Source organism: Bacillus sp. AFS017336 (assembly GCF_002555445.1).
Lineage (GTDB): Bacteria > Bacillota > Bacilli > Bacillales > Bacillaceae_G > Gottfriedia.
Map to the genome: position 1 here is coordinate 291,194 of NZ_NUCO01000020.1, position 12,570 is coordinate 303,763.

The window sequence follows — 12,570 nt, forward strand, 5'->3', positions numbered from 1 at the left end:
TAATTTCAGATGTAATAAATTATACTGAATGTTTTTCAATTTTTATAGATTGAATTCTCATTAAATACAATAAAAAAAGCCTGAAAAAATAACTTTTTTAAAGTATTTTATCAGGTCAATAATACGATTAGGCTTTTTTATCTAGACAATTATACTCCAGGGGCATCAAGAAGAGTCCAAGTAACAACAGCTTCATGATTTCCAACTGTAGCGGAGCCACCTGGAATTGTTAATGTAACATTATTGTTTTCTGCGCCATCATTTACATCTGGATTTGGACCTAACCATCTTGTAACCCAAGTTCCAAGACCAGTACCGGCTGCAGCAGTGACTACTGTCGCTGCAGATGATCCATCTGTATTAAGAGTGATTGTTTGAGCAGGAGTTGGAGCAGCTCCATCTCCTGGTGAGACAGCTGTCCCATTCTTAAACGTAAGAACTGCACCAGGTAATGTGTCACTTGAACCACTTTTAAATTTACTAGCTTTTGCTGTTACTTTCCAACCGTCACCAGTTCCTCTCCTATCCGAAACTTGGATAAATGGCTTTTTAGATTTAGATGAATAAGTCATTTCACTACCAGAAATCTCTTTTGATCCAAATTGAACTGAAGAAACATAGTCTAAAGTTAATGAACCTGTCTCACCAGTTGGTGGATCGGTTGGATCAGTTGGGCCAATTGGCTCAAGCGGATTTGTTGGATCAGTTGGATCTACTGGTGTAACCGGACCAGAACCCGTAGTAAAACTAACGCCAACCTTTGATTCTGCTTGAGAGGTAACAGCTGCAAAAGTTGTGTTTGTTGCCCCTATAAAAGATGCACTTACTAATCCAACCGCTACAATTTTTGATACTTTCATTTAATCAAAACCCCTTAAAATAAATTCTTCAAATGATGTTTTTAAATAAATGTTCTAAATCTCGCTTGAAGTTAGTGCCAATTATAGTAAAGAAAAAATCAAATGTCTGTGAATTAATTGTGAAAACATTCACTAAAATTTTACCTTTAATTTTACAAATATCCGTAAAATTAGAAAATTAACATAGTATAAAATGATTTTTTTGTGAAAAAAATCTCAAACATCTTATTCCAAATGAATAATATTTTAATTATCAAACCAAATTTCACACAAAAAAAAGAAGTCCACTTATATATAAGTAAACTCCTGAGATAAACTTTTATTTAAAAAATTACTAAAATCTTTATTTCTTTCCTGTTCTCAACCATTACTTTTAATTTTTATCTCCCATTCAATACCTGTATCAATTCCGTATTCATCTGTAAAAGACCCTTGATTTACCGCAACTGCCATTTGATCAAGGCTGTTTGCATATAGAATTGGTTCACCAATTGCCACGTCTGCAAATGATTTTCCATATTTAACTTCTTGTTTGTATACTTTTCTTCCTTGATGAGTAATGAATACTTCAACTGAGTCTCCGTGTGTAATGCCTAGTTTTAAAAAGTCTGTTCGACCTATATTTGTCCAAATGCTACCATATCGAACATCAAGTATGTCGATTGTCCCTGTTATCGAATTATTTTCGCTATGGCATTCTTTAATTGGTAATTGTATGTATGAATTTGGATCCACTTCTGGTCCTATATTTTCGAAATCAATTTTCCCAGTAGCTAATCTTGCACCTGTAAAGGCAAAAATATCTCTACCATGGAAAGTATAAGATTCACTTGAATTTGGTAGTCTATTAATTTCTTCATCAATGACTCTTAATTGGCTAATACCATATACTTTGCCAATGTGAGTTAATGTTCCATTGTCAGGTGTGATAATAAAGTGATTCGTGTTTGTTCGAGCAACTATACTTCTGCGATCTGAGCCTACACCTGGATCTACTACTGAAACGAAAACCGTTCCAATCGGCCAGTAATTCATTGCTTGCACAAGTCGGTAAGAAGCTTCCCAAATATTGTATTGAGGTATATCATGGGTTAGGTCGTAAATTTTAATATCATCATCTACGCTACAAGAAACACCATACATAGCGCTAACTGCTCCATCTAATAATCCAAAATCTGACTGAAACACTAATGCATTCCCCATCTAAACACTCCTATTATTTGAATATTTAAAATTAAATATAAATTCAATCTATTCTTTAGTCAATCATATTATTCTAAATTTTATTTAATTTATCATGATCTACTTGTAGACTTTTTTAACTTCCATTTGTTTTATTGCTGATTTGGTATAAATACGAGTTGTCTCATATTATTTCAAAATAAAAAAAGATATAGTTTTTAGATACTATATCTTTTAATAGTCTCACATATTTTATACGTTCTTTTATATTTACACGATTAAAATATTAATTATTTTGGAGTGAAAATTTGAATTAATTCAGCACAACTTATTTTCCTTAGAAGGTCGAACGTTGCCCAGCTGCAAACTCGATCCTCCCAAGCTACTAAGCATTTATTGTCTTTAGTTTCCATAACCGTTCCCACAGCACCATCTAAGCTAAACATAACATAGTTGCCTATCGAGAACATCTTATCACCCCAATCTAAAGATAATTCCGTGCCCACCTTTCGGATATTCCCATTTTATGTTCTGATGAGGACAGCCTATTCTACAGCTTCCACATTCATGACATCCTTCGTATCCAACATGCATTCGAATGTTTTCCCATTTGTATACTTCCGCTGGACAGAAGATCGTACAGATTTTATCAGGACATTTTGTCATACAAATATCAGAGTCTAATACAGTTAAGTGGGATTTAGTATCAGCATTAAAACGAACGAGATATTGTTTTTCTTCGATAGTACTTTCTTTTTTTGTCTCACTCATTTATTTCATCACCTTCCATGCTTTATATACGTCTTTCGCTAGCTTAAACTTAGCTTTTGCTCCTCCTAAATTACTCATAATATTCTTTTGTTTTTCCCATTTAGACTTACCATCTACTGTAAACATTTGGCTAGCAGATTTATTTAATAGTGGAATATATTGCTCGAAATATTGAGGGAATTTTTCAAAATGGTGAGTTGCATCCTTATATTTCTTCAAATCCTGCCCAACAAAACTAGCTAGTAATTTATCAGCATATGATTTTAGAACTACATCAGAATAATTATCAAGTGCTTTAGCTTCGATAATCGTCTCTGCTGCTAATCTTCCAGAAGTCATTGCCATATTTGAACCTTCACGATGAATTGCGTTAACTAACTGCGCTGCATCACCAATTACCAATACTCCATTACCTACTAATTTAGGAATCGATTTATAACCACCTTCAGGAATTAAATGTGCTAAATATTCTTGAGGCTCACTTCCCTGAATATATGGTCTAATCATCGGGTGATTCTTTACATATTCAAGTAAGTCATATGGTTTTATTTTCTGCTCAATCATACCTGATAATAATGTACCGACCCCAATGCTTAGCGAGTCTTTATTTGTATATAAAAATCCTGTTCCGACGATCCCTTTTGTCGCATCTCCAAAAAGCTCAATTGCGACCCCTTGATTTCCTTCTAGTCCAAAGCGATCTTGAATAATTTTACTGTCTAGTTTTAAAATTTCCATCGTTGCTAATGCGACTTCATCTGGTCTCCATTCTTTATGGAAACCTAATGATTTTCCTAAAAGTGAATTTACTCCATCAGCAAGAACAACAACATCTGCATATAAATCGCCATCTGGACGATCTGTTCTTACCCCAATTACTACATCATTTTCGACGATACACTCTAGTACAACCGTTTCATTGATTAACAAAGCACCTTGTTCTACTGCTTTTTGAGCGAACCATTGATCAAACTTTGAGCGAAGAACAGTAAAATTATTGAAAGGTTCTTCAGCAAATTCAAGCCCTTTATACCCAAAGGTTGTAGCTGATTGTTTATCAAGCATCATTACACGTTGTTCAACAATAACACGTTCAATTGGAGCATCCTTCCAAAACTCAGGTATAATGTCCTCCATCATTTTTCGATATAAGACGCCACCCATAACGTTTTTTGAACCGGGATATTCCCCTCTTTCAATAAGGACAACACTAACACCTTTTTTGGCGAGCTCGTATGCACATGATATACCTGCTGGGCCTGCTCCAACGACAATTACATCAAATTTTTCCGGCATGATCGTGATTTTCCTCCTTTAAAGATAAACTTTCTTGGAATTGGTTAATTAGCATTGGTACAATTTCAAATGCGTCTCCTACGATGCCGTAATGACAAGATTGAAAAATTGCCGCATTCGGATCCTTATTTATCGCAATAATAAGGCCTGAATTTTGCATTCCAACAATATGTTGTATTGCGCCAGATATCCCTATAGCAAAATAAATTTTAGGTGTAACGGTCACACCTGTCTGACCGACTTGATGGTGATGTTCAACCCAGCCAGCTTCTACAACATCACGACTAGCTCCAACAGCTGCGCCAATTGATTCAGCAAATAGATTGATTAGCTGAAAACCTTCCTTACTTCCCAGCCCTTTACCGCCTGCCACAATAATATCCGCTTCATCAATTCGAACCTTTTTAGTAGTTGCACGGACAATTTCTAATACTTTCGTACGAATATCTTCTTCTTTTAAATCAATTTCCTCTTCAATCACAACTCCTTCAGCACCAGGAGTAGGGGTGAGCGCTTTCATAACCTTTGGACGAACTGTAGCCATCTGAGGTCTATATTTCTTACAAAGAATCGTTGCCATAATATTTCCACCAAAAGCCGGTCGACTAGCTAACAATAATCCAGTATCTTCTTCAACATCTAAAACAGTCGTATCCGCCGTTAAACCAGTAGGTAAATCAGTAGCTACCGCGCTTGCCAAGTCTTTTCCTTTTGAAGTTGCACCGTATAGTAAAATTTCAGGCTTATATTTGTTGGAGCATTCAAGCACTGCTTTCATAAAGGATTCCGTACGATAATCTTTAAAAATTGGATCATCATATACGTAAACGATGTCAGCACCGTATTCAAATAGTGTAGGGGCTAACGATTTCACGTTTTCACCAATTAACAATCCTGCTAGTTCACATCCACGCTTTTCTGCTAATTCTTTACCAGCACCGAGAAGTTCTAGCGATACCGGTGCAATGACTTTTTCGTTTTCTTCAATAAATACCCAAATTCCTTTGTACTCTGAGAAATCCATTTATACCCCTCCTTTCACTTCAAATAATGCTTTCTTCTCATTTAAAATTTTCATTAGTTCATTTACTTTCTCTAGTGATGTTCCTTCAAAAATCGTTCCACCTTTGGCCTTTGGCGGAGCCCAAACTTTTGATACAATCGTCGGTGAACCTTTTAACCCTAATTGTTTAATATCAATATTCTCTAAATCCTTAACAGCCCAAATCGTTGGATTATACCTTGCAGCTTTAATTAAATTTGGAAGCGGTGAATATGGAACTTCATTTATTTCCTTTTCAACCGCGAATAAACAAGGTAATGTCGTCTTTATCACTTCATGTCCATCTTCAATTTTCCGATGAACAATTGCATATCCATCATCTTTATTTATTTCTTGAACCTTCTTAACAGAAGTTAACGGAGGAATATCTAAACGACGTGCAATACCTGGTCCAACTTGTCCAGTATCACCGTCAATAGTCATCTTTCCACATACAATTAAATCAACCGCTTGAATTTGTCCTATTTTCTCAATTGCTTTTGTCAACGCATAGCTTGTCGCTAAAGTATCAGCTCCTGCAAATGCACGATCTGAAATCATATACCCTTCATCTGCACCAATTTCGATACATTTCCGAATTGCCTTTACTGCTGGCGGAGGCCCCATCGTAATGACTGACACCTTTCCTCCATATTTATTTTTAATTCGAACAGCTTCCTCAACTGCATGAGCATCATACGGATTTAAAATCGCAGGCGCACTTGAACGATCCATCGTATTCGTTTTCGGATTCATCTTAATGATTTTCGTATCTGGAACTTGTTTAATACAAACCACAATATGTAACACTTTTTCACTCCCCTTTTTAGTCCCCTCACCCAAAGTTAGTAAATGTACATGTTGTTCAAATATATTATTTTCAATGAAAAAATATGATAGAAATAAACGAAAAAAAGAGACATACTCAAACAGATAAACTGTTGAAAATGTCTCTTTCTTTCCTTAACCAACTAATAATTTAATTGTTATGCCTGAAGGATCCTTCGTAAATGTAGTACCATCTTCTACAAATACTGTCGCCCCCATATCTTTTAAACGATTTACAACTTTTAATTTTTCTTCTTCGCTTGGATATAACAAAGTAAAGTTCTTTAATCCTGCACTACTCTCACTTGCTGCAGAACCCCCTGCACTATGCCATGTATTTAATCCGATATGATGATGATAACGACCTGTAGAAATAAATAATGCCTGTGCACCGTACTTCGTCACAACATCAAATCCAAGCCCTTCACAATAAAACTTCTCCGTACTAGCCAAATCAGAAACTTGTAAATGGATATGTCCCATAATCGTTCCTTTAGGTAATCCAGTAAAAGATTCATTCTCAGCTAGAGCTAATAATCCCTCTACATCTAATCGTTTACTATCCATCACAACATACTCATTATGCCATTGCCAATTCTCAGATGGACGGTCTACATAAATCTCAATACCATTCATATCTGGATCCGCTAAATAAATCGCTTCACTAACTAAATGATCAGAACCACCTTGAAGCGGATTTCTAGTTTCTATTAAATGCTTAAGCACAATACCTAAATCTTTTCTGGTTGGTACTAATAACGCTAAATGATACAACCCAGTATTTCGTTCATTTCTAGGCGTAACATTGTCTGGTTGAACTAAATTAATTAAAACATTTACCCCATCAGCTGTTAAACTAGCTGTTGTTGTTGAATGCTCCAATACTTTTAAACCAATAACCTCTTGATAAAACGCTAACGAACGCTCTAAACTTGCAACTTTCAATTCAACCGTTGGAGCATAAACTTGTGGCTTTTCATGAAAATTCATTTTAATTTACCTCCTCTTGAAAATAGAACAATTAATGTTAACACTAACAGAATAAATGGAGCCATTGCAACACTCATGCCTTGACCTGCATGTAAATGAGTAAATACAGCACCGACCATAATAATGACTAATCCAATTGAAGCAAGCTTACCTATAAATGTCTTCCAATAACCAACTAATAAACCAATCGCACCTAACACCTCAAACGAACCAATCGTATACATCATACCCTTTGAATAACCATAAACCTCTTTAAAATCATGTAACATCTGAGCATTACCACTTAGTTTCACAAACCCAGACATTAAGAATGCAATAATTAAAACTCCTTGGATAATTCTAGTGAACCATTTCATGTAAATTCTCTCCCTTTATTTAATATTTTTGTTTTACTGAACTTAACTTGAGTGCAGTTAAGTATAAAATTGACTACTGAACTTATTATGAGAACAGTATAGATTATAGTTGTTTACTGAACTTGATTTAGGTGCAGTATGGATTAAAGCTGATTAGTTTATTGATTTGAGAATAGTTCAGATTACACCTGATTACTTAATTAATTTGAGTAGAGTTCAGATTTAAAATTACTTTATTTAGGAACGGTACAGATAAAAAAAGTGTAATAAAATCAAGTGGTTACTTTTTGTAAGTAATTAACTTAATGTTAGTATATTCTATAACTGTTCTCATATCAAGTGCATTTTTTATTTTTCATTGGATTAGTATAAATTATTGTTGAAATGGGCTAATTTTAGAGGATTTAGGTGATAATTTGCAATTCTAAAGTAGAGCTTAGTCATTATGAAGAAATTTTAGTGATCTTTTAAGTAGTTTTATATGATGATTCTTTTTTATTTGCAGTTTCAGTATTTTTAATTGCAGATTTAGAATTTTTATTTGCACTTACCTAATTTTATTTGCAGATTTGGCTTTTTTATTTGCACCTCAAACTTTATTTGCAGTTTTAATAGCCTTATTTGCAGAGTAATGATCTTTATTTGCAGTTCTTCCGACTCACAAAAATGAGTACCAACGAATCATTCAAAAATGAAGAAGTTTTCAACTAAAACGAACGCATTAAACTTAATTTGTTCATGATTCAACTCAAAAACGTTCCAACTAATAGAAAAATAAGATCCTTTCTAACAATATCTAAGTCTTTTTAAGCTTTATTTGCGATTCTGCAATTTTTATTTGCGATTCTCGAAATTTATTTGCGATTCTACGAATTTAATTGCGATTTTCATTTTTTATTTGCGATAGCGTCATTTTAATTGCGATTTCTGTTTTTTATTTGCGATTACACTATTTTAATTGCGATTCTCAAATTTTATTTGCGATGGCACCTTTTATTTGCGATCACACTATTTTTATTTCAAATCCCCCACATAATTTGCGATCACACCCCCCCACAAAAAAATAAAAATATCGTACATCCAAATGTACGATATTTTCAAAGTGATTCGATTGTTTTATGACTGGCACGTCTTACAAAATCGGCTAAAGTATAGTTACATAAAAAACCAAGTAAGTGTTCTTCTGCTTCAATTGCAAAGTCTGAAAATACATTGTTCATTACACGTCCGCTAGTACAGTCAGAAGTGGATTCGATTAGTGCGGTTGATAGAGGTTCTGTCATTTGTAGGGCAATATAGACTTGTTTTAAGGTAATTTCCTCAGGTGACTTGGCTAATAAGTAGCCACCGTCTCGTCCTTCTCTTGCTTCTACTATTTTTTCTTTTACGAGAGGAGCCATGATTCTTCTCATAAAAGAAACACCTGATCTAATATGTTTTGCGATTGCTTTACTTGGTGTAACCCCTTCTGTTGTTGCTAGTAAAACTAATGCCTGAATAGCAAATCCGAACCACTTAGGAGTAACGGAATTTTTACAACTTGACATATTAATCACCATCCAGTGACATTATTATCTCCCGTTTTCGTATCCCTTGCAAGTATATAGTAGTTTCATTCTTATATAAATACTAGGAATTAACAGTTTTGTTGGGTGGAAGAAGTAGTTCAAACTCGGCGATTGGCAAGCCTTTTCATCTAAATTCTTCACTGTTGCTACTATAAAAATGTGCAAAAAAAAGGATAGAAAGTTTTCTTTCCATCCTTACTTTTTATTTAACGAGCATATCCGCCTAGGCTTTGTTCTGCCATTTGAACTAGACGCTTTGTAATTTCGCCACCAACTGAACCGTTAGCGCGTGAAGTTGTGTCTGGTCCTAAGTGCACTCCAAATTCAGAAGCTATTTCGAACTTCATTTGCTCAATTGCTGAATTTGCATTTGGTGAAGCATATTGATTTGAAGATCTTCTGTTTGCCATGTTGTTGACTCCTTTGTCTTTTGGATGCTCTGATGTTGTTTATCAGATTAAAGATAGTATGATTCTTAAAAATTATTCTATACATTTATTTACAAATTTTTTTCTTTTTTCCAAAAGTACTTTATGTTCCCAAAAGTAGTTTTTATTGTATAAATATTTTCAAGTTCAAAAACTTGTATTATGTCCTTAGATTTTCTATAATCTTAGCATACTGTATATAATTCAAACACAGTTTTTCAAGAATAAAAAAGTCTCGATATTTCCATATATTAAATAATGTTTTTTAGGAGGAAAATTTTATGATGAATAATCGTTTCCAAGATAAAGTTGCTAAGAAATTAAATGAAATACCTTTATCTGTGTTAGACTTAGCTCCTGTTGTTGAAGGAAGCACTCCTGCAGATGCTTTTAAAAATAGCCTTGATTTAGCGCAGCATGCTGAAAAGTGGGGATATCATCGTTACTGGTTTGCTGAGCATCATAATATGCCAGCAGTTGCAAGTTCTGCGACTTCAGTTGTGATTGGTCATATCGCAAGTGGGACATCAACCATTCGAGTTGGTTCTGGTGGGATCATGCTACCAAATCATGCTCCTTTAGTAATAGCTGAACAGTTTGGTACATTAGAATCATTGCATCCAGGTCGAATAGATCTTGGATTAGGTCGTGCTCCTGGTAGTGATATGTCAACGACAAGGGCGTTACGTAGAGATTTACGTAGTCATGAGGACTTCCCTGCCCAATTAGAAGAATTACAAAATTACTTCAATCCTCCTGGTGGATTAGGAAGTTTAACAGTTCAAGCTGTACCCGGTGAAGGATTAAATATACCAATCTGGCTTCTAGGTTCAAGCGGTTTTAGTGCTCAACTAGCTGCTGAATTAGGCTTACCATTTGCTTTTGCAGCGCATTTTGCACCAGACTACACAGTTCAAGCTATGCAAATGTATCATAATAACTTTAAACCATCTGAATTTTTAGATGAACCTTATGCAATGATCGGATTAAATGTCGTTGTTGCTGATACAGATAAAGAAGCAAAAATACTTTTCACAACACAACAACAATCATTTTTAAATTTAGTTCGCGGTGGTAAACCAGCATTATTAAAACCACCAGTTGACGATATGGAAGAAATTTGGAGTCCGTATGAAAAACAAACATTAGAAAATCAAATGAGACTGTCTGCGATTGGGACGGTTGATACTGTAACCGAAAAGCTACAAGCAATTTTAAACATGACAAAAGCTGATGAAATCATGGTAAACGCTACTGTTTTCGATCATAATGCGCGTTTAAATTCTTATGAGCTATTAAGTAAAGTTTCAAATCAATCATAAAAAAGGAGAGCTCACTGCTCTCCTTTTTGTTCGTTATGAGATAACTATTCCTGTCCTTTTAATGACTCTTGTTCCACTCGTTGTAAAAACTCATGAACAGCTTTTAAATTATTTCCCTTTGGATTAGCAAGTTTTAACATTGCTCGTCCCATAAAATTAACCCCGGCATTCGTACCTTCATAAGTAAATTTCGTGTGTGTGTCGTCGATTTTTTCTAGAATAAACGTCAAATTCGATTCAAATGTATTCGCTAAAACGAACTGAATTTTCTTTTTCTTATATGTTTCTGTATCCTCATATGCTAAAGTTTCAACGATATAACTTTCTACACGTTTACCTTCACGATAACTCTGATGATGCTTTGCCCCTACTTCATTCTCGTTCTTATCGATTAAATTATGCTCATCAACTTTTGGCATTATTTTCTTAATATTTTTATCTAAAAATAAACTCCACACTTTCTCGATATTTGTATCAATCATAATGTCTTCTTTCCATTGAATCATTTCTTATCTCCCTCCTGATGCAGTAAATTCATCTATTTTATTTTTCTTCAATTTCTATTTTAATTTTTTTCGTTTAATATTCAATAACTAGTATACCGAATTTTGTTTACAATTCACAAAAAAAGCCCTCCCATTTAATGAGAAGACTCCGATTTTACCTCAAACTCTTTCGGTATTTATATTGGTTCCATTGAAAATGAATATAGCATCCGACGCAAAATCCGTTGATTGCGATAAACGATGCCAATGCGACCATTATTGAAAACACATAAAACAAAATGTTCCAGCCTAGTAATGCACCAATAAATGCAAGTGACAAACAAGAGACTGCAATTGTTTGATTAAAATTTTGTTGCACTTTATCCTCTTGTGGGTAGCTTGATGGTTGCTTTTTTAAAAATTGTTTCGCAAACTTTATGATTGGATGAAAATCAAAGAGTAAACCACTAACGCCGCTAATCAAAGGAATAAGTAATAGCCAGTACTGGCCCGTAATCCAAGTTAAAATAACAGAAATAAAGATCGTCCATTGATTTGTACGAACTAAAGGTAATGGGATTGTATTTAATTTTGGAGTAGACATACCAAAAACCAACCTTTCGTATCGGATTAATTAAGTATAATCATAATATGATTCGAAAGACAATACAATCCATAAAATTTGAAAAAAATAAAAAACAATCGATTTGATCGTTTTTTTTTAATTAATCGGAGCACCATATTGAACAGGATATAAACTTCCTTTAAAAGCAAAGGAAATATTGCCTGTTTCTTCTGATACAACTAAAGCAAGTGCATCGCTTTGCTCGGATATTCCAATTGCAGCTCGATGCCTTGTTCCAAGTTTTTTGTTATCATATGTTGTTTTAGAAAGTGGGAGCACATTACCCGCAGAAATGATCATATTATTGTCAATGAGTACAGCTCCGTCATGTAATGGGCTACCTGGATAAAAAATTGATTCTAATAAGGCCGGGGATAAGTTTGCACCGACGTGAATCCCTGAACTCATTAATTCTTCAAGTGAGTCATCTCTTTTTACAACAATCAATCCACCATGCTTACGTTTGGATAGGTTTTGTACGGAGATTGTCAGTTCTTCAAAGACATCCGTATAAGGTGAAAGATAGGAATTTAAATAAAACGATGCAGCATCCATTTGTAAATTATTAAAAACGCGATGGATATTCTCAAATTCAGTTAAAATGCAGCATCCTTTATTTTCAATTTTGCCAATCATACCTTCTATTCTTGTATTAAGTTGAGTTAATGTTTGAGTTATATTTTTCCTTATAATAGGATTTAATTGAGACTCGAATTCTTCCATTTCAATTATTCATCTCGCTTTCAAACCGATTACCTCCACTTAAGTTTCCCAAAGCACACTATGTTATACCAGTCATTACCATGAGTAATTTATG

At 34.3% G+C, this 12,570-nt stretch carries 15 protein-coding genes; 1 reads left to right on the forward strand and 14 read right to left on the reverse strand.

The window, feature by feature from the left end:
- Positions 1-149: 149 nt before the first annotated feature.
- From CN601_RS11600 to CN601_RS11650, 11 genes are all read right to left on the reverse strand, one after another.
- Positions 150-860, reverse strand: a complete 711-nt coding sequence (locus tag CN601_RS11600; RefSeq protein WP_098171115.1) for a WxL domain-containing protein — start codon at positions 858-860, stop codon at positions 150-152.
- 360 nt (positions 861-1,220) lie between these two features.
- On the reverse strand, positions 1,221-2,063 hold the full coding sequence (locus CN601_RS11605; protein ID WP_098119972.1) for an SAM hydrolase/SAM-dependent halogenase family protein: 843 nt from the start codon (positions 2,061-2,063) through the stop codon (positions 1,221-1,223).
- A 269-nt stretch (positions 2,064-2,332) separates the two neighbouring features.
- Positions 2,333-2,512 (reverse strand): tudor domain-containing protein, encoded by a 180-nt coding sequence (locus CN601_RS11610; RefSeq protein ID WP_098119971.1) that lies wholly within the window; start codon positions 2,510-2,512, stop codon positions 2,333-2,335.
- A 4-nt stretch (positions 2,513-2,516) separates the two neighbouring features.
- Positions 2,517-2,813 carry a ferredoxin family protein gene (locus CN601_RS11615; protein WP_025568180.1) on the reverse strand — a complete coding sequence of 99 codons (297 nt, stop codon included), beginning with the start codon at positions 2,811-2,813 and terminating at the stop codon, positions 2,517-2,519.
- Positions 2,814-4,109, reverse strand: a complete 1,296-nt coding sequence (locus tag CN601_RS11620) for an FAD-dependent oxidoreductase (RefSeq protein WP_098119970.1) — start codon at positions 4,107-4,109, stop codon at positions 2,814-2,816.
- Entirely contained in the window at positions 4,093-5,133 is a 1,041-nt protein-coding gene (locus CN601_RS11625; protein ID WP_098171116.1) for an electron transfer flavoprotein subunit alpha/FixB family protein, read from the reverse strand. Before CN601_RS11625 ends, CN601_RS11620 begins: the two co-directional genes overlap by 17 nt.
- Positions 5,134-5,961, reverse strand: a complete 828-nt coding sequence (locus CN601_RS11630) for an electron transfer flavoprotein subunit beta/FixA family protein (RefSeq protein ID WP_098171117.1) — start codon at positions 5,959-5,961, stop codon at positions 5,134-5,136. It abuts the gene before it with no gap.
- Between the two features lie 153 nt (positions 5,962-6,114).
- A complete protein-coding gene (locus tag CN601_RS11635) occupies positions 6,115-6,969 on the reverse strand; it encodes a VOC family protein (protein WP_098171118.1) in 855 nt (284 codons plus the stop codon).
- A complete protein-coding gene (locus CN601_RS11640; RefSeq protein WP_098119966.1) occupies positions 6,966-7,325 on the reverse strand; it encodes a DoxX family protein in 360 nt (119 codons plus the stop codon). Before CN601_RS11640 ends, CN601_RS11635 begins: the two co-directional genes overlap by 4 nt.
- Before the next feature lie 1,097 nt (positions 7,326-8,422).
- Positions 8,423-8,872 (reverse strand): RrF2 family transcriptional regulator, encoded by a 450-nt coding sequence (locus CN601_RS11645; protein WP_025568186.1) that lies wholly within the window; start codon positions 8,870-8,872, stop codon positions 8,423-8,425.
- A 227-nt stretch (positions 8,873-9,099) separates the two neighbouring features.
- Positions 9,100-9,303, reverse strand: coding sequence for an alpha/beta-type small acid-soluble spore protein (locus CN601_RS11650; RefSeq protein ID WP_056474875.1), 204 nt, complete (start codon positions 9,301-9,303; stop codon positions 9,100-9,102).
- A gap of 299 nt (positions 9,304-9,602) precedes the next feature.
- Here CN601_RS11650 and CN601_RS11655 point away from each other — a divergent pair, with 299 nt between their 5' ends.
- Positions 9,603-10,643: an LLM class flavin-dependent oxidoreductase gene (locus tag CN601_RS11655; protein WP_373604974.1), complete on the forward strand. Its 1,041-nt coding sequence runs from the start codon at positions 9,603-9,605 to the stop codon at positions 10,641-10,643.
- A gap of 44 nt (positions 10,644-10,687) precedes the next feature.
- Here CN601_RS11655 and CN601_RS11660 read toward each other — a convergent pair whose 3' ends face one another.
- The 3 genes from CN601_RS11660 to cdaS all read right to left on the reverse strand — a co-directional run bounded on the left by CN601_RS11660 (position 10,688) and on the right by cdaS (position 12,476).
- Positions 10,688-11,149, reverse strand: a complete 462-nt coding sequence (locus CN601_RS11660) for an SRPBCC family protein (RefSeq protein ID WP_098119964.1) — start codon at positions 11,147-11,149, stop codon at positions 10,688-10,690.
- A gap of 154 nt (positions 11,150-11,303) precedes the next feature.
- Positions 11,304-11,732, reverse strand: coding sequence for a DUF4395 domain-containing protein (locus CN601_RS11665; protein ID WP_098171119.1), 429 nt, complete (start codon positions 11,730-11,732; stop codon positions 11,304-11,306).
- Between the two features lie 117 nt (positions 11,733-11,849).
- On the reverse strand, positions 11,850-12,476 hold the full coding sequence (cdaS, locus tag CN601_RS11670) for a sporulation-specific diadenylate cyclase CdaS (protein ID WP_098171120.1): 627 nt from the start codon (positions 12,474-12,476) through the stop codon (positions 11,850-11,852).
- Between the last annotated feature and the right edge of the window lie 94 nt (positions 12,477-12,570).